A 24392-nucleotide genomic window follows, 5' to 3' on the forward strand; every position below is an offset into this window, starting at 1 on the left:
AACCTAGTTATAACCCCTGTGGGTAAATGTGTGTGTTTTGTGGATAATTTTATAAGCTGGTATAAAATGGACTTTTATCCACAGAATGACACATTTTATCCAAAGGGTTTATCCGGAAAATCGTTATTTTAATGAATTTTTTGGTTTGATGAAATTTATGAATGAGACATCGTTATTAGAAGTAATTCGCAAACGCCGAACCAGCTATCAATTTTTGGATTCCGATTCCTATCCTGTAGAAGATACGGAGCTGAAAATCTGCTTGGAGTCTGCCATTTGGGCGCCAAATCATAAATTAACCCAACCATGGCGTTTTTGGGTACTGGGTTCGGATATGCAAAAGCGTGTTGCGGAGGTTTATGCGCAAAAACGAGCGCAAAAACAGTCTCAGAACGATCCGGATTTATATCAGAGCGCTTACGATAAAGCACTGGAAAAATTTATACGAATTCCCAAGATCGTTTTGGTCGGACAATTATTGGCAAAAGATCCGGTAATAGCCAAGGAAGATTATGCGGCGTGCGCGTGCGCGATCCAAAATTTCCAACTTTCGGCCTGGTATCAGCAAATCGGTGTTCAATGGAGTACCGGACCGATTCTGAACGATCCGCGTACTTATGAGATGCTAGGAATAGAAGCTGAGAATTGCGAGTTGATCGGAGTACTGTATCTGGGCAAAATAGATGAAGATTGTTGCCCAAACCAGATGGTAAAACGCAAGCCTGTAGCCGAGGTAACGGTTTTTACCGATTAGAGCTGGATTTCATCGGTTTCTTCGTAAATCACTCTGGTTGGACGATTTAGGCTTCTCATAGCCTTTTTAAACATCAGTTTATTTTGAACCGGTTCCGGAAGGTCGGTGAACAGCATCAGATTTTTATCAATCAGAATTTCGATCAAATCCTCGATTACACGCACCATATCCAAGTCGAGTTTATCGAGAATTTTTTTGATGGTCGCTTCTCTGTCAGGCATGTTTTCCAGGAACTCTTTAAGTTCCGGATCATAAAAGCTGATTTCTTCACGATTATCCGCCGGATCGAATTCGATTCTTTCAATGCTGCCAGAGACGTTGCGTTCAATATAAACCATTCTGTTTCCTTTCTAAAAACCTGTAATTTCCGCCGTTTAAAATGCCGGTTATTAGTTAATCGTCCACTTCCGATAAAACATTACCCATTAATGCCGTTAAGCGGTCATTTTCTGAATAGTCGACCGGACAGTCGATAACGGTTACGGTCGGAGTTTTTAGTGCATTTCTAAGGGTAGGCTGGAGATCTTTGGCGGCCTTGATACGAATCCCCTCGGCACCGAAAGATTTTGCATACTCGACAAAATCGGGATTTTTAAAATCGACATAGGCGGAACGGCCGTAACGACGCTGCTGCTTCCATTCGATCAATCCGTATTGACTGTCGTTCCAGATAAGAATGACAATCGGCGCTTTAACACGTAAAGCCGTTTCAATCTCCTGAGAATTCATCATAAACCCGGCGTCGCCGGTAACCGCGACCACGGCTTTTTCAGGAAAGGCGAGCTTGGCGGCTACCGCACCTGGAACGGCGATTCCCATACCGGCAAAGCCGTTGGAGATAATGCAGGTGTTGGGTTCGTCGCAGCGGAACATGCGCGCCATCCACATTTTATGGGCACCGACATCGCTGATGGCGATATCGGATGAATCCATCGCAGTACGCAGATCCCAGACGATTTTTTGTGGCAACATCGGCCAGGCATCACTTTTGCGACAACGATTCATTTCATCGATCATCGCTTCGCGCAAATGGAATTTGCTTTGGCTTGAAATAATTGGTGAGGCGATTGCTTCGCCGAGTGCTTCCAGGTTTTTACCGATATTTCCGATCAGTTCGACGCTCGGAATATAGCGGTTATCGACTTCGGATTTTTTGGTATCAATATGAATGATGGTGAGCTTGCTGTTCGGATTCCATAGGTGAGGGTGGTATTCGACCATATCGAAACCGACACAAATCACCAGATCGGCATTTTTAAAACCGCCGTTTTCATAATCACCTTTCTGCAGACCGGCAGTTCCGATCGCCATTTCATTATAAAAAGGGATAACCCCTTTAGCCATAAAGGTATTTACTACCGGGATTTTGTGGCGTTCCAGAAATTTTAAGATATGTTTGCCGGCGTGGGCGCGAACGGCACCGTTTCCAACCAGAATAAGCGGATTGACCGATTTTTCGACCAGTTTGGCTGCTTGCTTGATCAAGGAACGATCGGCAAAAGTCAGACGATTAGCACTATCTGCAAGAGGGCGGATTTCTCCGGCTTCCATTTCAATGATATTTTCCGGCAGATCGATAAAGGTTGCGCCCGGTTTTTCCGCTTGAGCCAGTTTAAAGGCTTTGCGTATTACCTCGGGAATGGTTTCCGGTTCCAAAACCTGAGTGGCGTATTTGGTGATCGGTTTGAACATGCTGACCAGATCGACTACCTGATGAGATTCTTTATGCATCCGGGTAGTAGCGGCTTGTCCGGCGATCGCCACCAAGGGAGCATTGTCCATATTCGCATCGGCTACTCCGGTAACCAGGTTGGTTGCTCCAGGTCCGAGAGTCGATAGACATACACCGGGTTTTCCGGTTAAGCGGCCGTAGACGTCGGCCATAAAAGCCGCACCTTGTTCATGTCGTGTAGTGATGAAGTTAATATCTGAGTCAAGTAGCGCATCCATCAGTTCCAGATTCTCTTCACCCGGAATTCCGAAGATATATTCCACTTCTTCATTTTCTAAACATTGAACAAACAGTTTGGAGGCTTTCATAAGATTCCCGTCGATTTATCAGGTTCGTTATGCTTACGAACTTTAACAGCAATTCAAGCTTTTTATCGTTTTAGTTTTAAAATTTTAATTATGCAGGCTGAACATCAAAATGACTAGCCGAAGTTAAAAAATAGACGGGCTTAACAGGAGATAGGATAAAAAGCTTTCAGTGCAGACGACTAAAAGCTTTTAAGAAAAGTATGCTTATCGTTGAGTCAGCAATTCGACAACTTGCCACATTTTTGCTCGACTGCCGGCCATAGGCACGTCAGTTATATATTTGCCGTTAACAACCATAGCCGGAACACCTTCGATACCGTAATCTGCAGTTAGCTCAGCGGCTTTACGAACCAGTTGTTCGACTTTAAAACCTTTGAAGGTGTCGATAAAGTCTTGCTTCTTGATCCCGAACTGCTCGAAGAATGCGGCTACATCTTCAACCGAAGTGATTCTCAAGTGATCTCTGTGAATCGCATTAAAGAAAGGAGTATGCGATTGATCCAACACATTCAATTCTTGGGCGGTATAGAAAACGCGCGCCATAAAAATCCATACCGGATTATTAAAGACAACCGGCATACGTTCGAAATAAATATCGTCCGATTTGCTTTTAAGCCAGTCATTCAGGCTGTGTTCCAGATGGTAACAGTGCGGGCAGCTGTAGCCGAATACTTCAACAACTTTTTTGGAATAAGGAGCGATTGATTGAGGGCGGTTAACCGGTTTAAAGTTAACATCCTGCGTCAATACGATCGGTTCATTAGCCCATGACGCCGGAGCCAAAGCCAGACCGGAACCCAATACTGCTACTTGTTGAATAAAAGAACGTCTTTTCATGCGTAAACCGGCCTTTTAATTAAAGTTCACCGTAAGAGTGTAATCCCGACAGGAACATATTTACACCCAGGAAAGCGAAAGTGGTAATCAATAAGCCGATAAATGCCCACCATGCCATCGGTGTACCGCGCCATCCTTTAGACATGCGGATATGTAACCAGGCAGCGTAGTTTAGCCATACGATCAGAGCCCAGGTTTCTTTAGGGTCCCAAGACCAGTAACCACCCCAGGCTTCGGCGGCCCACATGGCACCAAGAACGGTAGCGATGGTAAAGAAGGCGAAACCTAAGGAGATGGTTTTATACATCAAGTCGTCCATGGTTTCCAAAGACGGCATTTTCGATGCAAAAGCGCTGTCAGGGTTTCTTTTCAGCATCTTGTCGGTCAGCAGATAGGCCACACCGATCATTGCCGCAATAGAGAAAGCGCCGTAACCGATAAAGTTTGCCGGAACGTGAATCTTCATCCAGTAACTCTTCAAAGCCGGAACCAGAGGCTGAATCACATGTGCACCGCGATCAAAGGTGTACCATAGCAGGAAAGCGACCGCTGCACTGATAACCAGCATGACGAAACCGCCCAAAGCGCGGGTTTTATATTTTTGTTCGTAGAACAGGTAGATTAAACCGGTCAAAACGATAAACAGCACAAATACTTCGTAAAGGCTGCTGACCGGAATGTGCCCGTAATCGAAATTGATAATGTACGACTCGCGCCAACGCACCATCATACCGACCAAACCGAACATTACCCCGGCCCAAACGAAGGTTGTAGCAGTCTTTCCGGTAAATTCGGATTTATTGTATAAAGCGAAGAAGTAGGTCAAAGTGGCCAGAACGAAAAGGGCACTCATCCACATAAACGCCGATTGACTCGAGACCAGGAATTTCAGGAAAAATGCCTGTTCGTTAGCGGTAATGACGTTACCGTGGTTCTGATAAGTCCACAATGCCAACAGAGTCAATCCGGTAACCCATAGAGTCAAACTCTGCAGACTCGGCCAGAAACGACCTAACCAGATTAAACCGATGGCGGAACCGATCAGAATACCGATTTCGAAAGTGTCCATTAATTGGCCATATTGTATCCAGGCATAGAAACTGCCCAAAATAACAAAGATTGCCCAAGCAATATCTCTTAAAGAGAACGATTTTTTCTCCTCTTGGAGATCGTCCATATAGGTATTTGTTTGCATGTCAATTGCCCTATGTTTCGTCCCTTAAAATGTATAGCGATTGTAAACCTTCGCCAAGGGAATGATCATTACTTTTTATTATCAAAGTGTTTAATCTGTTCTAACAGACCTTGCATTTCCTGTTTCGTTTCAGGAAGATTTCTATTATCTTTCGATGCAATCGTCAGTTCGGTTGCATCCTTATCGGTTTTTCTTAAGTGAATCCATACACGTCTTTGACGAACGTAGAACAGGAAAAACACCCCGATAATTAACAAAGCACTTCCGAAGTAAACAACGTCTTTACCCGGAGACTTGGTTATTTGTACGCCGGTTGCCTGGATTTCTTTAAAACTTTCGATTGAGAAATACATCGGCGGCCCGTATTGCGACAAGTTGGAGACGACGTTCAAAGCGTCTTCGAACCAGGTTTTATCGAACGGCGGAATATCTTCGTTGTCCGATTTGATTCGTCCTTCCTGCTCGAGAACAGTTAAATACAGTGTCTGCAATGCAAAACTGGTTTGTCCGAAGTAGTAATCGGAAACCTTTTTACGGTCTGCTTCCGGAACGTTTTTCTCTACGAAATCGCTGATACCGTTAAATCCTTTTTGACGGAAAAGCGTCAAAAGCTGCTGCAATAGTTTCAATTGAAGCTGATAAGTTTTTTCCGACATCTGATCGGTTTTCGGGAATTTTTCCGCGAAAATCTTGGCCGATTCCAGCGGATTGTTCAACAATGCCAGGAATTTGAAAAAGCGGTCTTTTTTGCGATCGGCGTCGGCCGGAATAAACAGATAACGGAACGGTTCTGCATTACTGGTACGCATACCGGTCATAAAGAACCAGCGATCGTCCTGTTTGCTGGGAATCATGTAGTTTTCGTATTCCCAGGCTTTACCTTGTTCGTTGCGTACCTTAAAGATGATTGTCGGACCGTTGTTATGCATTTTTCTGCCGGTCGCTTTGTGCTCTTCTTCGCTGGCCGGAACAATGTTATGCATCTTAAAATCGTTCAATTCGACTCGGAATTTGCCTACCGGCGTTTTTAGCGGTTCGGTTTTATTGACAGCACTATCCAAAGTAAGCGGATTTACGATCGGTGAAAGTAACGGATAGACCTTCAGATTTAACTTGGTACCGCCATCACCGAATGAAGACTGGTAGATTGCATAATTTTTATAGTAAAGAGGGTGGTTAACTGAAATGGTTTTTTCAATCGGTTTATCCAGATCCGGTGCGGTCAAAACCAGATCACTCTCGAAAGATTTAGGCATACCGGTATCGTAATACTCGATACGGAAATTCTTGTTTTCGATGGTAAACGGCAGTTTTTGTACCAGATAACCGTTTTCGTAAGGCAGGAAAAGCACATCGCTTTTTTGCCCTTCAGGGATATTAACGGTTCCGCGGAAAGAGAGGTTATCGGATCCAAGCCAGGATTCAGGTGGAACCTGATCCAGACTGACCGAACGGGTTTCCGGCTTTAAATGGCCGGTCAACTCGCGATATTTCAATAGCAGGTTACTGTCTAAAAGTGCGCCGACACAAATAATAATAATTGAAATATGGGTGAAGAAATAACCTAAACGGTTCCAGCTGCCTTTCATGGCCGCGACCGTTAAACTGCCGTCTTCGTACTGACGCAGTTTGGTTTTATAGCCGTGGTGTTTAAGCAGTGCGATGCTGTTTTGCTTGTGCGCTTCGATATCCAGATTGGAAGTAATGGTTTGCTGATTCGGCTGGTGTTTGATGGCATTTAAAGACAAATTTTCGCTGAATTGCTTCATGTCCTTAAGGAAACCGGGTCCGTTGCGTGTGACGCAAACACTGGTAGAAAGCAGCAAAAACAGCAGGACAATCACAAACCAGGCGGAACCGTAAACGTGAAATAGTCCGAGACTGTTGAATACTTGCGACCAGAAAGGTCCGAATTTAATAATGTAGTCCTGATAGGTCTGGTTTTGCTGCAATACCGTACCAATTACCGATGCAATTGACAGCATGACCAATAAAGTAACGGCCAGATTCATTGAGCCAAGAAAATTCCAGAACTGGCTCGGTCGTTTAGGTTTTGAGTGTTGTGTCTGAGTCATAAATATATTCTTTTTCCCGCAAATCCGACTTGGAAACCTCTTGAACCTGTTTGGAAATAACCGCTTATTTCCATATTTTATTTTGGGTTTTTAGTAGGATGAATTCGTTAAAAAATAGGATAGAGTATATACTTATGTACATCATTGATAAAGTATTAAAGTTCTCTTATGCAACATCCTCTATATCAGAAGGCGACTTATCTGAAAAGCGTGCCTACCTTAGCGCTTTGTCCGGATAATTTAACGCATGAAGTCGCCTTCGCCGGCCGTTCCAACGCCGGTAAATCCAGTGCGCTGAATGTTATCACTTCGCAAAAGACACTGGCAAGAACCAGTAAAACGCCAGGGCGTACTCAGTTAATCAATTTTTTCACTTTGGACGACCATCGCGCTTTGGTGGATTTGCCGGGTTACGGTTTTGCCAAAGTGAATGTCAAAATCAAGCGCGCCTGGGAAGCCGGACTCAGCGAATATATTGAAAAGAGTCCATCGTTGAAAGGGTTGATTCTCTTGGTCGATTCACGGATGCCGCCGACGGAAATCGATTTAATGATGTTGAATTGGACTCAGGAATTGAATTTGCCGGTACACATTCTGCTGACTAAATCCGACAAATTGAAGAAAGGGCCGGCCAAGGCGAATCTTTTGAAATTGCGCAAGCTTTTGAAAGAAGAGTATCCGCATGCGAGCGCACAACTGTTTTCTTCTCTGAAACGTGAAGGTTTGATCGAAGTCTGGAATAAACTCGACGAATGGATGGAATATCAAAAACCGGAAAAGAAATCGAAAGAGGCTGAAGAAATTACAGCCACTTAATTTTAAAGATCTCTTTGAATGCCGACAAAATAAAGGTCGGTAAAGCTCCGATGGCGGCAGCCATCGCCAAATGTTCGTAAGAGAGCGGTACGGTTCCGAATGCCGCATTCCCGAAAGTGGTAAATACCATCAGCATCGAAGCGCTTCCCGCCAAAGTCACGGCACCGATCAACCAGGGGTTGCCGAAAGGTGCGCGTCTATAGAGGCTGGAAAAGGTTCGGCTGTCGAAAACCAACACCAACTGTCCGAATACCAGAGTACTGAAAGCCAGAGTTTGAGCATAGGCTTGACTATCGCCCTCCTGGAGTCCGAACCAGAACATGAAATAGGTAACTGCCCCCATTACCAGGCCGCGAATCAGTATTTTCTGTCCGAGCGAATCGGAAAAGAAATGCTCGTTGCGGTCTCTCGGCAGACGTTGCATAACGTCTTTTTCTTCGCCGTCGAAACCTAAAGCCAATGAAGGCAGGCCGTCACTGACCAGATTGATCCACAAAATCATCATTGGAGCCAGTGTCAGTAAAGGTTCTTCGGCCATGACCAGGAAAGCGAATAGAATGGCCGACACTTCACTGACATTGGTGGTTAAATCCTGGCGAATGAATTTTCGGATATTGTCATAGATTCGGCGACCTTCGCGAACCGAGTGAACGATGGTGGCAAAATTATCGTCAAGCAGAATCAGATCGGCGGATTCTTTGGCAACTTCTGTTCCGGTGATTCCCATCGCAACACCCATATCTGCAGCCCTTAAAGCCGGTGCGTCGTTAACACCGTCACCGGTCATGGCAACCACTTCATGGTTGGCTTGCAGCGCTTTGACTATTCGCAGTTTATGTTCCGGTGTGACTCGGGCAAACACATGTACCGAGGTGACTTTGGATTTTAAAGTCTCGTCATTCATCATCGATAATTGTTGGCCGGTTAAGACCGCATCAGGATCCTTTGATTCAACTATACCCATTTGGCGGGCGATGGCCTGAGCGGTATTGGCGTGATCGCCAGTAATCATTTTGACTTTGATCCCGGCTTTATGGCACTCGTTTATCGCTTTGATGGCTTCCGGTCTTGGCGGGTCCATAATCCCGAGCAGTCCAAGGAAAATAAGATTTTTTTCCAGTACATCATTCTGTAAATCGATTTCCGAAAATTTTAATTTTCGATAGCCGATTGCCAGCGTTCTCAAGGCATCGTCGGCAAATAGGGAAATTGCCCCTTCAACTTTATCGGTTGCTTGTGGCAGGGGAGCGCGTTCATTTTTTAACTGCAAATGATCTGCCTGCTTAAGAAAAACGTCTGGTGCTCCTTTACAGAACAGCCAATAATCGCCTTTTTTATCCTTGGCAATTACGCTCATCATTTTGCGTTTGGAGTCGAAAGGGAAGCGTTTGACGATCTTCAGGTCGGGATTGGGGAAATGTATGTCGGATTTTCCGGCAAAAGCCAATAGCGCCCCTTCGGTCGGAGTACCTTGCAGTTCGGTATGATCCGGGTGATGGATCAGATGGGCGTCGTTACATAGTGCCGAAATCGTTAGAAGATGTTCCAGATGCAGATCTTGCGAAGCTAAAGGGATATTGTCTTCAGAATCGTAAATATTGCCTCTGTTTGAATAACCTTCACCTTCTACCTGATAGACTTGATCATTAAGCCAGAAGCGTGTGACCTGCATTAAATTTTGCGTGAGAGTGCCGGTTTTGTCGGAGCAGATTACCGATGTCGAACCGAGGGTTTCCACTGAAGCTAACTGGCGCACCAGACCTTTGTTTTGATACATCTGTTTGGCGCCGAGAGTCAAAACAATCGTTAAGATGGTCAACATCCCTTCCGGGATTGCTGCGACCGCTAGGGAAATTCCGGTAGAAACCATGTCCGTAAGGCGCATGCCTTCGATTACTCCGATCACTACCACCAAAATGACTACTGAAATTGCGGCACCAATCAGTACCTTGGATAATTTATGAATTCGTTGTTGCAGTGGAGTTAACAGTACTTCGGTGGTTTGCATTAAGTGCGCAATCTGTCCAACCTGAGTCTGCATGCCGGTTTCGCACACTACGCCGATACCGTGGCCGTTGACAATATGCGTTCCCATAAAGGCCATATTGTTTTGATCGCCAAGGGTCAGATTCGGGTTATTCAGCGGATCGGTATGTTTATAGGCTGGTTCCGATTCTCCGGTTAGAGGAGCTTCATCGATTTGCAGCTGGTGACTTTCAAGCAGACGCAGATCGGCGGGCACCAGACTACCGTGAGTCAACTTAACAATGTCGCCGGGCACCAGTTCGGCTGCAGCAATATAAGACCATTGCTGGTCGCGCAGAACAAGAGCTTGCGGCGAGGACATTTTTCGCAAGGCGTCGATCGATTTTTGCGCTTTATATTCTTGAAAAAAGCTGATACCGGTGTTGATAAGGATAATGATCGAGATAGCAATAGCGTCGTTATAGTGGCCGCTGTAAAGGGATAAGACAACACCGACGGCTAGCACCCAGATTAAAGGGTTTTTTAACTGGTTTAACAATAAAACCCGAATTGAAGTTTGTTGGTCATCGTGCAGTCGGTTTTCACCTTGAGTAGCCAGACGGGATTGTGCTTCTTCATTACTCAGTCCTGATTGAAGGCTGCTGGTCAGTTTTTTTAAGACTTGTGAACTTTCTTGTTGAAACCAATGCACAAATGACTCCTGAAAGAGGGAAGTGAATAAGAATCTGTTGTTGTAATGGAATGATTTTGCCGAATTCAGTATAGCGAATTTAGCGGTAATTAAATTTAAAGGATTTATTTTCGGGCTATTCGAACGGAAACAATATTTAGACTAACAGCATTTTCTAATATATTCCATTCCCATATATTGAAGACATCATGATTGATGTATTTAAGCTGGCATGTAATTTTGTTAGATGCAGATGGTTGCAAATCGAGCGGGTTTCTTGTCAGGAATTGACGCTTGGAGAGCAGGATGTTTTAAAACAGAATGTTCGGACTGATCCTCGAGGGAAACCGTGGAAGGGTCAGGTATCTCTCTCAATGCGGCGGCAGAAGGATTGGATTTAATCAAAACTCCCCCGCACATTTTTATGGTTTGCGGGGGAGTAGGCAATAATGTTCGATTTATTAAGGAACGGTCGGATAAGCAAATTTCCAGCCTATATCACTGGTTCCGTTTCCGACATTTGCAGTGCGGACCGGCATATAGATATGAAATTCGAACCCGAATAGGGGGTAAAGGGCGGTTTTAATATAAAACCCCCGCTCATAAAATAGCGGGGGAGAGAAATCCTATTGAAAGGAATTCCAGTAGTATTGGTACAGAATTCTGATGACTGCTTTTAGCAGAACGTGAGAATCAATTTATATTGCCAATTATCAATAATAGATTTCCCAATAGATATCTCCGGTAATATTGCCTGCTGAAGAATTCGGCAGCATTTTAACTTTCAGACGCAGGTAATATGCAACGACACCTGAAACCAGTTTTTGATTTTTCTCAACAATCACCTGATTAATGCTGTCTTTTTCAAGTGTGATAGGGTAATCAACTCCGGGGATTTCCTGCTCATCAAACTCGCCATCCCAAGCCACATTGCTTCTTGAATAGACGACTTCATCAGCATTATCGGTGTTTTTGGCTACGATATTCATGGAGCCATCACCGTTAATGGTTAGCTCGAGTTTTAGGTTGCCCATTACTGCGGGTGTTGTGGTGTTGTCAGCCGTGTAGGATCCTGCCAAAGGCGTTAAATCCAAAGGAGAGGTGCCGGTATGAGTGCTATTAACAACGGTTGCCGTCTTGGTGAATGTATAAGTAATTGGATCATTAACGGTTGAATTATTTTGTGCTGTAGTACCGGTTAGAGTAACGCTATAGACTAATTTATCACCGGTATTTTCTGTTAATGCGATAGAAATTTCATCAGGGTCTTCATTCACTAAGTTGCCTTCAAAGTGGTAAGTTACCAAATCTTTGACATAGGTTTCAGCGGTCGAAATCGCATCGTAACTTGCTATATAGGTATCCTGATCAGTTTCGGTATAGTAATTGGTTGCCAACTGCCATTCGCAGAAGCCTGTGCAACTTGATGTTACTGGAAGGTTTGGATCGCCGATCGCCGCACGATAATATTTCGGGCCATCCGAAATGTCGGTTTTATATGAAATTTCTTCTACCTGATCATTAGCATCTAAATAAACCTGAATTACCGGACCATCGTCATCTGCTCCATAGTTAACTTGCACGCGTTTAATACCGTCTGCCGCATCTAAGTTGGTTCGGTTATAAATGGCCTGGATATCTTCTGCACTAAAGTCCAGGGAGTTATCAAAGGTAATGGCGCCATTCGAAGCTATCATGATTGAAGTAGGAAGGGTATAAGTTGAATCATGGGTGCCACGCACTGTTTCAAAAGTCGTTCCCGGACCACTCACAGTATAGGTACCGGCATACTTTGTTAAAACGGAGATATTGCTTACTACGGTTCCGGATGTTTCCTCGGTGAACTGTCCTTTGAAGGTTGGATAGTTGTTGGTCAGGTTTTTGGTATCCAAGACATTGATTTCATTAAAACTGCCGTCGGTGTTGGTTGAGAGAACGTAGGCGTAATCACCGTTTGTCCAGGTGATTTGCGCGGTTCCGGTTTCATAAAAATCTTCTTCGGTCGGATCGGTTAGAGGAGTGTTTGAATCGATGGTTAGAGAATTATCACTGGCGATGATCACCGTATAGCTGGTTTGATCGATCAAGCCGTCAATATTTTCACCGCTATATTTCAGGGTGTACTGGTTTTGCACGGATGCTGGAACCGTTGCCGTAGTCTGAGAAGTTTCGGAAGTAGTAGTGTCTGTCTCGGTATCCGTCGTTGAGCCCCCGATACAGCCGGTAAGGCTTAATGATACGAACCCGATCATTAACAGGTTTTTGACATGACTTATCACCTTATTCCCCTTTTAAAAGTTATTTGTGAAGTAGATTCAGAATAGGCTGGCTTTATAAAAATAAGTACCCCCCGAACAGGGGGGTAAAGGGAAATTTTGGGTTGTTGGAAAAAACGATATTTGTCTAATTTGCCGTGTACAGATAATTAATATCGTAGGTGTATGAAAAGACCGTACCTTCGTAGTTGTAGTCTAAGGTTGCATTAATGTTTCCTTCGCTACCGCTAAAGGAACAGCTGTTGACCGCCCAAGAGTAATCTGCGCTATCTTGACCTTCCTGGAAGTAGCTGTAGTTTTCAACCGAGCAGAACTGTTCTTCAGACTCTGGTTTGGCAATATCTTCGATAACGACTTCGTTTGAACTGCCATTAACCGAGATGGTGATTGTTAAATCGTAAGAGCCTGATCCGGAAGTTTCACTCGCAGTATAGGTTGGGATGGTGGTATTTCCGTCTTTAAAGGCTGCGACTAACTGGTCAAATGAATTGTATTCCGTACTTGCTGCAATAGAGGCAGCAAGATCATCCAGAACCTTATCCCACAGATCGCCAATGGACAGTTTTTCGGTCAGGAAACTGCCGTCAGGAAGAGTAAAGCCAGCGGTGATTAGTGCTGCCTTTAAGTCATCAATTGCCGAGTTAAAGGTGTTTTCAACAATGCCTATATCGGTACCAGAGAACCATTGATCGGGGTTTTTTCCGGTTGCGATAGCAATAGCCAGATGGGATAGCGGAGTAATATTAACGACTCCTTCCGTCATGCCATAGCTGGTCAAAGTGATTCCCTGGGTACCATCGGTAACACTGAAGGCGCATGGAAAGCTGGTTTCGGATACTTTCCCGGACCAGGAACCGTCATTGCGAGTGGTAACAGAGTATATGAATCCGGAACCGTCTGCGCACTTAGCGGTTACTTCTGCACCGACAAGCGCTTTACCGACCGCGGCGGTCCCATTGACGTTGGTGTCTTCGGCGAATTGACCTTTAAAAGTCGGATAATTGTTGGTTAGATTTTTAGTATCCAATACGTTGATTTCATTGAAACTGCCATCTGATAAAGTGGAAAGAACATAAGCGTAATCACCGTTTGTCCAGGTGATTTGTGTGGTTCCGGTTTCATAAAAATCTTCTTCGGTCGGATCGGTTAGAGGAGGATTTGGATCGATTGTCAGAGAGCTATCACTTCCGATAATTACTGTATAAAGTGTGCTGTCGACCAGGCCATCGACATCTTCGCCCGAATACTTAAGGGTATATTGGTTCTGTACACTTGCCGGGACTGTGACACTTGTACCGGTTGTTGAAGTTGTTGTTGAATCATTACAGGCAAATAGTCCAACGGCAAAAAGTGTTATAAGGAATATATTTTGGATTATAGTTCTCATTTCCGCTCTCCTGAATTTGAAAATGGACGTTTTCTATTTTTTTGATTGAGAAAACAGAGTATTACTGATTCAGGATAGAACAGAGAATTGCTTATAAGTATCCCCTGAACAGGGGGGAAGAAATCGAAAATAGAATAAAATTAAGTTAATAGAGAAAAACAAAAAAGCCCCGAATTTCGGGGCTTTTTTATCGTTTGAACAGCTGATTTCTTAGAAGCGGAATCCGGCTTTCAGACTGTAGCTGTTTTGATCACCGATTCGGTTTGCAGCAACCGAAAGATCCATAATCATCAGATTAAGGTTCGCACCGGCAGAGAATTTAGTCAGACTAACATCTTCCTTGGTAAAGACATTGGTGTTTTTAGGATCGACATTCGAATACACCATACCGACACTGGCAAACGGAGTCAGGTTGGCAAAGCCTTTGGAAATTCCTAAATCAACTCCGGCACCATGATAATCGATCGCGTCCATTCCATTAACCTGAGTATAGTTGGCACTTAGAGAAACGGCAGGGTAAAGTGCACCACCTTCAACCAACGCATAGCGAAGCTCTCCAGTTACGGCAGAAGCGTCACTGTCGTCCAGTTGGGTATATTCAATACCGATATCCATTCCGTATGGAAGGCCTTTAGTGGCATGAATACTGTACAGATAAAGATCGTCTTTCTGCTTACTTTGGTCAGACAGTTTGTAGTTGGTTTGCGCGCGGGTAACTGATACTCCGATATCGAATCCAAGCACACCTAAAGGTTCGGCAGGCAAAGTAGTTTTATGACCGAAAATACCGGTCAGGTTTTCCGAGAAATCTTTAAATTGCTCTTGAGTAACCAGATTGATAGTATCAACATTATTGTCTGCTTTGGCTTGAAAACTCACGGTTAACAGCCCGGCGATTAGCGCCGAATTCAGTTTTTTTGTAAGCGGATTCATAAATGGCCCCACGGATAACGCCTGTGCTTTAGGCACAGGGAAAAAGTTCAAATTACTTAACATTGTATGAAATATTTATGTAAAAGTAATCTAAATCCCTGAATCGACGGATTAAATTTTATTTCGTTGCGATTAAACAACACTAAAGGAAATCGGCTTTAGTGAGCTTCGTCCCAATTCAGTCCTTCACCGATTTCGACAATCAAAGGAACTTTGAGTTCAAGAGCTTGTTCCATGAGCGGTTTCACTTTCTCTTTAGCTGCTTGCAGATCCTTTTCCGCGACTTCAAAAACCAGTTCATCGTGCACCTGCATAATCATCTGAATATCCAGATCGGTTGAATCGAGCCACTGATCGATTTGAATCATCGCGGTTTTAATAATATCGGCAGCGGTTCCCTGCATAGGAGCGTTGATTGCGGTGCGTTCCGCATACTGGCGCAACTGGCCGTTTTTGGCATTGATATCCGGCAGATACAAGCGTCGGCCTCTTAAGGTTTGTACATAACCTTTCTCTTTGGCGAGCTGTTTGGTTTCCTCCATATAACGCAGAACTCCGGGATAACGGGCGAAATACAGATCGATGTATTCCTGGGCGATCGGACGGGAAACATTCAGCTGGTTGGCGAGTCCGAAAGCGGACATACCGTAAATCAGGCCGAAATTAACTGCCTTGGCACTGCGACGCTGTTCCGAGGTGACGTCTTGCAGGTCGATGTCGAAAATTTCCGCTGCGGTCGCTTTGTGAATGTCCTGCCCTTGGGAGAAAGCATTCAACAGACCTTGATCGTCGGAAAGGTGCGCCATGATTCGCAGTTCGATTTGTGAATAGTCGGCGGCAAGCAGTTTATATCCGGGACGGGCGATAAAAGCTTGACGGATGCGTCGTCCTTCAGCAGATCGAATCGGGATATTCTGCAGGTTGGGATCAGTCGATGACAGACGCCCGGTCGAGGCAACGGCCTGCTGGTATGAGGTATGAATGCGTCCGGTGGACGGTTCGATCTGTTTCGGTAATGAATCGGTATAAGTCGATTTCAACTTGGCCAGACTGCGATATTCAAGAATCAGATTCGGCATTTCATGCCCGCGTTCGGCGAGTTCGACCAGAACCGGCTCTGCAGTTGAAGGTTGACCTTTCGGTGTTTTCTTAATGATCGGCAGTCCGAGATTTTCGAAGAGAATTGCCTGTAACTGTTTGGAGGAATTAAGGTTAAAAGTTTCTCCGGCCAGCTCGTGAGCCGAGGCTTCCAGCTCGGTAAGTTTTTGTTGAATTTCTTTACTCTGTCTGCCGAGCATATCACTGTCGATCAGTACACCGTTACGTTCCATTTTCGCCAGAACCGGCATCAGCGGCATTTCAATCTTTTCGAACACCTCTTGTAATGGGGCTTCCTGCTGCAGACTCGGCCAAAGGGTCTGGTGTAATTTAAGGGTGATATCGGCATCTTCCGCTGCATAGTGGGCGGCTTTTTCAAGTTCGATCTGGTTGAAGGTCAGTTGTTTTTTTCCTTTACCGGCGATTTCCTCGAAATGGGTAGTGCGGTAATTCAGGTACTTCAATGCCAGGTCATCCATATTGTGGCGGGTTGCGACACTGTTCAGGCAGTAGGATTCCAGCATGGTGTCGAACTGCATGCCCTGCATTTCGATATCGTGATTCTTCAGTACGTGCCAGTCGTATTTAAGATTCTGTCCGCATTTGGCTTTGTTTGGATCTTGCAGAATCGGTTTGAAGAGTTGCAATACCTGATCACGATCCAATTGCTGCGGAGCACCTTCATAATCGTGTGCCAGAGGAATATAACAGGCGAGATTCTGTTGATTATCGCTGTCTCTGACAGCCAGGCACAAGCCGACGACCCGCGCTTCAAAATGGTTTAAGGAGGTGGTTTCGGTATCGATGGCGAATAGCTTGCTGTCTTGAACCAGCTTAAGCCATTTCTGTAAACTATTCTCATCAAGAACGGTCTCATATTCAGCGGATTGTTCGCTTTCTGATGCTGATGCTGTCGGTGTCGGATCAGATGTCTCGGAGCCATTTTTTTTCTGTACCGTTTGGCTGTGCGCTTTGGCACCGTTGGATTTGGAAAACGGCACTTCACCTTTCATGACCTGACCGAGCCAGCTGCGCAATTCGTATTCGGCAAACAGCTCCTGGAGTTTTTCCAGATCGGCCGGATGGCGGTTAATGTCCTCAAGACCGATCGGCAGATCGCAGTCCAGTTTAATGGTCGTCAATTCGCGAGACAGTTTGAGTTGATCAAGATTGTTGCGCAGATTTTCGCCGATCTTACCGGTGATCATCGAGGCGTTCTCAACTAAGTTGTCGATATTACCAAAGGCTTGCAGCCATTTAACCGCGGTTTTCGGTCCACATTTCGGAATCCCGGGAATATTGTCTGCGGTATCGCCGACCAGTGCCAGATAGTCAATAATCTGGTCTGGGCGCACACCGAATTTTTCCACAACCTGCTCCGGAGTCGACAGAGTATCGGTCATGGTATTGATCAAAGTAACGTGTTCGTTGACCAACTGCGCCATATCCTTATCTCCGGTTGAGATCAGAGTGTCGTGTCGGCTGATGGTCGCCTGATAAGCCAGGGTTCCCATTACATCGTCCGCTTCGACGCCATCGATAACCAACAAGGGCAGGCCGAGAGCCTTGACGATCTCATGAATCGGTTCAATCTGCGAACTCAGCTCTTCCGGCATCGGTGGTCGGTGGGATTTGTATTCCGAATACATTTCGTGGCGGAAAGTTTTGCCTTTGGCATCGAAAATGACCGCCATTTTTTGCGGTTGATACTGTTCCAATAGCTTACCAAGCATATTGATGACTCCGAAAATCGCCCCGGTCGCCTGGCCTTTGGAGTTGGATAGCGGCGGCATGGCGTGGAAAGCTCTAAACAGGTAGGAAGAGCCGTCCACGAGGATGAAAGGGCTGTTCGGATTGAAGTTGATTTGCGTATTGGAATCAGTCATTACATGGCTCGGTTGTGGTAAAATTTTCCGAATTATTTTACCGAATAACGAGAATTTACTCTATGTCTGTCTATACCGTCGTTTCGCAAGGCGAATTGGTTGAATTTCTGAAGGATTACGATGTCGGAGCTTTGCTTTCATTTGAAGGCATCAGTGCAGGAATCGAGAATACCAACTACTTTGTTAATACTGAACGCGACGGTCGGCAATTGCAATTTGTATTGACCATTTTTGAGCATCACACTTTTGACGAGTTGCCGTATTTTTTAAATATCATGGCATTCATGGCCGAGCACAAGATTCCGACTGCGCACCCGATCCAAACTTTATCAAACGGCTATTTGAAAGAGTTAAAAGGTAAACCGGCCGCTCTGGTCGAGCGCTTGAAAGGGGGCGGAGTCGAACAGCCTTCGCTCAAGCAGTGTGAGGTAATGGGCGAACAACTGGCTCGTTTTCATCTGGCTGGCCAGGATTTTAGCGGGTTCCGTCAGAATGATCGCGGACTGGACTGGATGAAAACGACTCTGGCGCTGGTAAATGATTTCTTTGATGCCGAGCAGAAACAAATGGTCAAAGAAGAGTTTGAATTGCAGTCGGGGATCGATTGGCATTCGTTACCGCAAGGCGTGATTCATGCCGATCTTTTCTGTGACAATGCGCTGTTTTCCGGCGACGAGCTATCCGGGATTATCGATCTTTATTACGCCTGTAATTCGGTTCTACTTTATGATCTGGCGGTGATGGTCAATGACTGGTGTCGTATCAACTCCACGGATCCTAAGCAGATCGTGTTCGATCAGCATAAGATCGATGCGATGCTGCAAGCTTACCGTTCAGTCAGACCGCTTAACGCTCTAGAACAGCAATCCTGGAATGCGGCTTTGCGTCTAGCTGCACTGCGTTTTTTCATGTCACGTTCGAAAGATAAATATCTGCCGCGCGAAGGTGAGATGACGCAAATTAAAGATCCAGCCGTGTTTGAACGCATTTTGCAAATTCACCGCAGTTAAGAATCCATTCGTCGGCAAAGTTGATGCAAGATCAAAATCCACATTTAAATCCCGTAGAGACAGCGGTGGAACGTTTACGCGAGGGGGGGGTGATTGCTTATCCTACCGAAGCGGTTTACGGTTTGGGGTGTGATCCGTTTGATTTTTCGGCGGTTGAAAAAGTGTTTCACGTGAAACAGAGGCCGATCGATAAAGGGTTGATCCTGGTAGCAGCGTCGGTCGAACAGGTTGTCGATTATGTTGAGTTGGCAGGCATGCCTTGGGAAGAAAAGGTTCTAGCAACCTGGCCCGGCCCGGTAACCTGGGTTTTGCCAACCAAAAAAAATATTCCGGAATGGATTACCGGTGGACGAGATACTCTGGCAATCCGCGTTTCGGCTCATCCGATAGTGCAGCAGTTATGCACGGCTTACGGAAAACCGATGGTTTCCACCAGTGCCAATTTGACCTCGCAGCCACCGGCGAAATCATGTGAAGAGATTGAACGGGTTTTCGGTGGTCAGGTTTTTTGTGTGCCGGGCGAGCTTGGCAATTTATCCAAGCCGACCCAGATTATCGATGCACAAAGCGGGACGGTTTTGCGCTAGAGCTTCTTTAGCGTCTGGCAGATAGATACAGCGGCTCGACTTTTTTGGCGTATTTCTGCAAGTCTTTGATACGTGTACTGTGTGAAGGGTGTGTGCTTAGCAGTTCCGGAGTACTGCCGCCTTGAGTGGCTTTATCCATTTTCTGCCATAGAGAGATGGCTGCATAAGGATTGTAGCCGGCGCGTGCCGCCAGTTCGACACCCATGCGGTCGGCTTCGGTTTCGTGGGTACGGCTGTTCGGTAAGGTCAAAGTGACTTTGAGTGCCATGGAGCTTAGATCCATGCCCACTTTACCCATTCCGGTAACTGCACCAAGTACCGATAGTCCGGTTTGCGTCAAAGCTTGTTCAGAAGCGCGTTCACGACCGTGCTCACGCAAAGCGTGGGCGATTTCATGTCCCATAATGGCGGCGATTTCATCGTCGGTCAGCTTCAGTTTATTGATAATTCCCGAATAGAAAGCGATTTTACCGCCCGGCATGCACCAGGCGTTCATCTGATCTGATTTCAGAACGTTGACTTCCCATTTCCATTTCGGCGCATCGCTGCGGAAAACCGCAGTTTGCGGGATAATACGATTGGCGATACGGCGCACGCGGTTGGTCATGGCGACATCGACATTCAGTTCACGCTTTTGTTTTGCTTCTCCGATTACCTGGGCGTAAGCTTTGGCACCGCCTTCCACCATCTGCTGTTCGGAAACCAGTAATAACTGTTCGCGTTTAATACCGACGGTACCTTGTTTGGTACTGGTAGTGGTACAGGCGATAAGAGAGAAAGTGGTTGCGGTCAAGAGAAGTAAAAGCAATTTTTTCATGGTCATTACCCTTTCGACGAACTAAAAACTTTTTTTAGTAGTTCTGTAGATTGTTTCATCGGATCCTTACGAATTTCCGCTTCGGTTTTCGCTAAATAATAGAACAAACCATTGATGCTTTCGTCAACGACATGTTGCTGTAGGTTGGCGTGAATGTCCGGGACAAACGGCATGCTTTTATAGTTGGCGATCAAACGGTCATATGCCTTTAAAGCGCCGACTTCGGAAAGAGACTGCTCGATAATCGGCTTGAATTCGCTACGTAGTTTGTCTGCCGTTTTACTCTTCAAGTATTGGGTAGCCGAATCGTCACTGCCTTGGTAAATCTTTTGAATATCGTCAAAACTCAGATCCTGAATCGCACCGATAAACAGGTCTTTGGCTTTCGGTGCCGCCTGTTCGGCAGCACGGTTGATTTTCAGTTCGACATCGTCCAGTAATGCACCCTGGCCGTATTTTTCCAGAATGGATTGCACTGGTTGCAGGCTGCTGGGCAAATCAATATGAATTTGCGGATCTTTATTGAAAGCATCCAGTACGCTTAAGCGTTTAACGACTTCTTCCGAGCCGATCGATAGAGCCTGCTTGAAGGCTTTTTGCAGCTCAGAATTAGAAAAAGCGCTGCTGGTAGTACTTGAACTCGAATCGGAATCCTGACTCTGTTTATAGGATTTATAGGCCTCGACACCTTGTTCCCACCAGCTGGCCTGTAGATTGAAGCTCGCAGAGACAAGCAGAAGGACGCTCGCCGGTTTTATCAATAATTTTTTTGCGGACATGGTAGCCTGCCATTGGTTGTTGGACAAAGAGTTATAGTGTATCAAAGCCGCATGGCGATTTTGCATTCTTGAAATATTTCCGGGACTTGGAAGTGGAATTGATAGAATAGGCGGACAAAATTAATTACCAAAGGTTAAGCATGGCAAGCAACGAAGTGAACATTGCAGCGGTTAAAGACTATCTTTTGCGTCTTCAGGACGATATCTGTGCTCAATTAGCGACAGAAGACGGTTCAATGGACTTTATTATTGATGAGTGGCAACGTGAAGACGAAGAAGGTGTTATGGGGCTAACCGGTGGCGGCCGTACCCGTGTTATGGAAGGTGGTACCGTCATTGAGAAAGGCGGTGTGAACTTCTCGCATGTCAAAGGTCAGCGTCTTCCTGCGTCGGCGACTGCACACCGTCCAGAATTGGCCGGTCGTTCATTTCAGGCCTTGGGTGTGTCTTTGGTGATTCATCCGCGTAACCCTTATGCACCCACTTCGCACGCCAATGTTCGCTTATTCGTTGCCGAGAAAGAAGGTGAAGAGCCGGTTTGGTGGTTCGGCGGCGGTTTTGATTTGACGCCTTATTATCCGTTTGACGAAGATATTGTGCATTGGCACCAGCAATCGAAGAATGCCTGCGATCCGTTCGGAGAAGAAATCTATCCCAAATATAAAGCTTGGTGTGATGAATATTTCTTTTTGAAACATCGTAATGAAACCCGTGGAGTCGGTGGTTTGTTTTACGATGATTTGAATCAAGAAACCTACGGTTGGGGTTTTGAACGCTGTTTTGCATTCATGCAGTCGGTTGGTGATCATTACATTAAGGCCTATCGACCGATTCTAGCCCGCCGCAAAGACCTTGAATATGGTGAACGCCAGAAAGATTTTCAGTTATATCGTCGTGGCCGTTACGCCGAATTCAATCTCGCTTTTGACCGTGGTACTATTTTCGGATTGCAGACCGGCGGCCGTACCGAATCGATTTTGATGTCGATGCCGCCAGAAGTGCGCTGGAAATACGCTTATCAGCCGGAACCGGGGAGTGAAGAAGCCCGAATTTACGATTACCTGAAACCGAGAGAGTGGTTGTAAGCAAAGATCGATTGGGAATATTGAATCGTGAATACCCTGTTTGAAAAGCTGTTGCAATTCCTGGCGATTCACCCTGTCGGAGCCGGGCACGATGAAAAGCTGATTTCCACCATCGGCGGTTTTTTGGCAATTTTCCTGATTTTGCTGGTTAACCATCAGCTGCTGGAAATGCCGCTTAATGTTGGCATTATTGCTTCGATGGGCGCTTCGGCAGTATTGTTATTCGCTTTGCCGAAAGGCCCTTTATCCCAGCCGTGGTCATTGATCGGCGGTCAGATCGGTTCGGCATTTGTCGGTGTCAGCTGTGCACTGTTTATTGAAAATCCTATCGTGGCAGCCTCGGCAGCGGTCGCACTGTCCATTGCTTGGATGTACTACTTCCGCTGCTTGCATCCACCGGGAGGAGCGACCGCTCTAAGCGCCGTTCTCGGTTTTGAAGCAAGTCATTCACTCGGCTATCAATTCGTTTTAACCCCCGTTACTTTGGATGTGCTTATCTTATTGGTGGTAGCGGTCATTTTTAATCGCCTGTTTGAATGGCGCACTTACCCCAACGTTAGTCGCTCCTTGGGTTCTGTAGAGAATAGTTCCAGCTTCTCGCATCAGGATTTTATTCAGGTTCTCAGCCAGATTGATGCTTTTGTCGATATTAACGAGAATGATCTGTTACGAATTTTCGAATTGGCGAATATGCAAAAAAGTCCTCAGGGGATGAGTGAGAAGCAGATTCATTTGGGTGGCATCTACTCGAATGGTTGTATGGGAAAAGATTGGAGTTTGCGTCAAATTGTCGATGAATCGGCCGATATAGATCCAAGAAAGGATTTTGTGATTTTTCGTCAGGTAGCCGGTACGCAGAAAAAGCAGACCGACTGTGTCACTCGCAATGAGTTTGCAGCATGGGCGGCTTTTGAAGTTGAGCGTCAGAATGGTGTATGGCGAAAACGTCATGAATCGAAAGGATAATTAGTGCTATTATGGAAAAAATTCGCATAGACAAGTGGCTGTGGGCGGCGCGTTTTTTTAAAACCCGTGGTGTGGCACTGGATGCGGTTAAAGGCGGTAAGGTTGAACTGAACGGTTTTAAGCCGAAGCCGAGTAAGACTGTTGCGGTTGGTGATCGGTTAACCATAACTCAACCGCATCGACAAGTGGAAATCGAAGTTTTGCTTCTGAGCGACAAACGCGGCAATGCCGAGAGCGCCCAGCAGTTGTACATCATAAAAAAAGAAATTTTAAATCAGAATAAACCCTCGCCGGAAAATGCAGTGCTCGGTTACAGAGACAAGGGAAGCGGCCGACCGACAAAACGGGATCGGCGAAAAATTGATGCTTTTAAGTTTTAAAGGAGATATGGAATGAAAAAATGGATGGCTTCGGCTCTATTGGTCGGTTTTCCCTTGATTCAAGCTCAAGCGGCTGAAGATGCAAATATTGCGGTCGGCGTTAACTATGGTCTTTTATCCGGGCCGACTTTTGAAATGACCTATGCCGTGAGTCCTAAATTTCAGATGCGCGGCTCTTTTTCCAGCGGAATGGGGCTATCAGGTCATCAGAAAGAAGACAATATCGACTATAAAGTCGAGCAGGACGGCGGAATAAACCGTATCGCCTTTGATTACCATCCTTTTGCCGGTAACTTTTTTATCTCCGCCGGATATGCACAGAATAATGTTAAATTTGATATGAATGCCTATTCGGACGGTGAGACGATTACGCTTGGTAATGAAACCTATACCAGTAAAAATGCCAACCTTTTCGGTCAAGCGGATTGGGATAATGGCGCGACCGTGACCTTAGGCTGGGGGCATTCGCCAACCAGCGGATGGGGCGGAATCGTTGAATTGGGCGCCATTTTTACCGGCGCAACCAATGTTAACTTGAGTGGTACCGGAGAAATCGTTAAGAACGGTACAACCTATGATTTGGCTACAGATCCGGTTGCATTGCAGGCATTAAGCGAAGAAGAGCAGAAAATTCAGGATGATGTCTCTTCGGTCGATGTTTTTCCGATTGTCCAGGTTGGTATAAATTACCGTTTCTGAAAATTTAAGTGCGTATTTATTAGCATAAACCCGGAATTTTCCGGGTTTTATTTTTTAAACCTGCCCTTTTGGCCAATATCGGCTTTCAATAAAGTTTAATAGACTATGTTCTATTG

The 24392-nt window shown here is 45.6% G+C and carries 20 protein-coding genes; 8 read left to right on the forward strand and 12 right to left on the reverse strand.

All coding sequences use genetic code 11. From position 1 onward, the window contains the following. Window positions 1-157 precede the first annotated feature (157 nt). Complete coding sequence (locus H8792_RS11140; RefSeq protein ID WP_228767096.1) at window positions 158-754, forward strand: nitroreductase family protein; 597 nt, start codon at window positions 158-160, stop codon at window positions 752-754. Here the strand turns inward: H8792_RS11140 and H8792_RS11145 are convergent. The 5 genes from H8792_RS11145 to H8792_RS11165 form a co-directional block, all read right to left on the reverse strand. Beyond that, a complete protein-coding gene (locus H8792_RS11145) occupies window positions 751-1092 on the reverse strand; it encodes a hypothetical protein (RefSeq protein WP_185979045.1) in 342 nt (113 codons plus the stop codon). The two genes, H8792_RS11140 and H8792_RS11145, sit on opposite strands and share 4 nt — an antisense overlap. A 55-nt stretch (window positions 1093-1147) precedes the next feature. Beyond that, on the reverse strand, window positions 1148-2794 hold the full coding sequence (locus H8792_RS11150; RefSeq protein WP_185979046.1) for an acetolactate synthase large subunit: 1647 nt from the start codon (window positions 2792-2794) through the stop codon (window positions 1148-1150). 204 nt (window positions 2795-2998) lie between these two features. Then, window positions 2999-3631, reverse strand: a complete 633-nt coding sequence (locus H8792_RS11155; protein WP_185979047.1) for a thiol:disulfide interchange protein DsbA/DsbL — start codon at window positions 3629-3631, stop codon at window positions 2999-3001. Window positions 3632-3650: 19 nt separating this feature from the next. Continuing rightward, on the reverse strand, window positions 3651-4826 hold the full coding sequence (ccsB, locus tag H8792_RS11160; protein ID WP_185979048.1) for a c-type cytochrome biogenesis protein CcsB: 1176 nt from the start codon (window positions 4824-4826) through the stop codon (window positions 3651-3653). A gap of 68 nt (window positions 4827-4894) precedes the next feature. Beyond that, window positions 4895-6901: a cytochrome c biogenesis protein ResB gene (locus H8792_RS11165; RefSeq protein ID WP_228767097.1), complete on the reverse strand. Its 2007-nt coding sequence runs from the start codon at window positions 6899-6901 to the stop codon at window positions 4895-4897. 168 nt (window positions 6902-7069) lie between these two features. On the opposite strand from H8792_RS11165, the gene yihA reads away from it, so the two are divergent. Further along, entirely contained in the window at window positions 7070-7717 is a 648-nt protein-coding gene (gene yihA / locus H8792_RS11170; RefSeq protein WP_185979049.1) for a ribosome biogenesis GTP-binding protein YihA/YsxC, read from the forward strand. On the opposite strand, the gene H8792_RS11175 is transcribed toward yihA, so the two are convergent. From H8792_RS11175 to polA, 5 genes are all read right to left on the reverse strand, one after another. Continuing rightward, complete coding sequence (locus H8792_RS11175; protein ID WP_185979050.1) at window positions 7704-10394, reverse strand: cation-translocating P-type ATPase; 2691 nt, start codon at window positions 10392-10394, stop codon at window positions 7704-7706. The two genes, yihA and H8792_RS11175, sit on opposite strands and share 14 nt — an antisense overlap. 692 nt (window positions 10395-11086) lie before the next feature. Continuing rightward, window positions 11087-12652 (reverse strand): hypothetical protein, encoded by a 1566-nt coding sequence (locus H8792_RS11180; RefSeq protein ID WP_185979051.1) that lies wholly within the window; start codon window positions 12650-12652, stop codon window positions 11087-11089. A 124-nt stretch (window positions 12653-12776) separates the two neighbouring features. Next, window positions 12777-14036 (reverse strand): hypothetical protein, encoded by a 1260-nt coding sequence (locus H8792_RS11185; protein WP_185979052.1) that lies wholly within the window; start codon window positions 14034-14036, stop codon window positions 12777-12779. A 210-nt stretch (window positions 14037-14246) separates the two neighbouring features. Further along, the gene (locus tag H8792_RS11190; protein ID WP_185979053.1) at window positions 14247-14969 is read right to left on the reverse strand and encodes a hypothetical protein; all 723 of its coding nucleotides are present in this window, start codon (window positions 14967-14969) and stop codon (window positions 14247-14249) included. A 158-nt stretch (window positions 14970-15127) separates the two neighbouring features. Further along, window positions 15128-17953, reverse strand: a complete 2826-nt coding sequence (gene polA / locus H8792_RS11195) for a DNA polymerase I (protein ID WP_185979054.1) — start codon at window positions 17951-17953, stop codon at window positions 15128-15130. A gap of 62 nt (window positions 17954-18015) precedes the next feature. Here polA and H8792_RS11200 point away from each other — a divergent pair, with 62 nt between their 5' ends. Together H8792_RS11200 and H8792_RS11205 are read left to right on the forward strand one after the other, a co-directional pair. Next, window positions 18016-18963 (forward strand): homoserine kinase, encoded by a 948-nt coding sequence (locus H8792_RS11200; RefSeq protein ID WP_185979055.1) that lies wholly within the window; start codon window positions 18016-18018, stop codon window positions 18961-18963. A 23-nt stretch (window positions 18964-18986) separates the two neighbouring features. Continuing rightward, the gene (locus tag H8792_RS11205; protein WP_185979056.1) at window positions 18987-19550 is read left to right on the forward strand and encodes an L-threonylcarbamoyladenylate synthase; all 564 of its coding nucleotides are present in this window, start codon (window positions 18987-18989) and stop codon (window positions 19548-19550) included. A gap of 7 nt (window positions 19551-19557) precedes the next feature. On the opposite strand, the gene H8792_RS11210 is transcribed toward H8792_RS11205, so the two are convergent. Both H8792_RS11210 and H8792_RS11215 read right to left on the reverse strand, forming a co-directional pair. After that, entirely contained in the window at window positions 19558-20367 is an 810-nt protein-coding gene (locus H8792_RS11210) for a M48 family metallopeptidase (protein WP_228767098.1), read from the reverse strand. A gap of 5 nt (window positions 20368-20372) precedes the next feature. Next, window positions 20373-21212: a DUF4197 domain-containing protein gene (locus H8792_RS11215; protein WP_228767099.1), complete on the reverse strand. Its 840-nt coding sequence runs from the start codon at window positions 21210-21212 to the stop codon at window positions 20373-20375. A gap of 74 nt (window positions 21213-21286) precedes the next feature. On the opposite strand from H8792_RS11215, the gene hemF reads away from it, so the two are divergent. The 4 genes from hemF to H8792_RS11235 are packed head-to-tail and all read left to right on the forward strand — an operon-like array spanning window position 21287 to window position 24276. Continuing rightward, entirely contained in the window at window positions 21287-22231 is a 945-nt protein-coding gene (gene hemF / locus H8792_RS11220) for an oxygen-dependent coproporphyrinogen oxidase (RefSeq protein ID WP_185979058.1), read from the forward strand. A gap of 27 nt (window positions 22232-22258) precedes the next feature. Continuing rightward, window positions 22259-23197 (forward strand): HPP family protein, encoded by a 939-nt coding sequence (locus tag H8792_RS11225; protein WP_319558268.1) that lies wholly within the window; start codon window positions 22259-22261, stop codon window positions 23195-23197. An 11-nt stretch (window positions 23198-23208) separates the two neighbouring features. Further along, complete coding sequence (locus H8792_RS11230; RefSeq protein WP_185979059.1) at window positions 23209-23577, forward strand: RNA-binding S4 domain-containing protein; 369 nt, start codon at window positions 23209-23211, stop codon at window positions 23575-23577. Window positions 23578-23589: 12 nt separating this feature from the next. Next, window positions 23590-24276: a hypothetical protein gene (locus H8792_RS11235; protein WP_185979060.1), complete on the forward strand. Its 687-nt coding sequence runs from the start codon at window positions 23590-23592 to the stop codon at window positions 24274-24276. The last annotated feature ends 116 nt before the right edge of the window (window positions 24277-24392 follow it).

It is taken from the genome of Thiomicrorhabdus heinhorstiae, assembly GCF_013391765.2.
In the GTDB taxonomy this organism is placed as follows: Bacteria; Pseudomonadota; Gammaproteobacteria; order Thiomicrospirales; family Thiomicrospiraceae; genus Thiomicrorhabdus; species Thiomicrorhabdus heinhorstiae.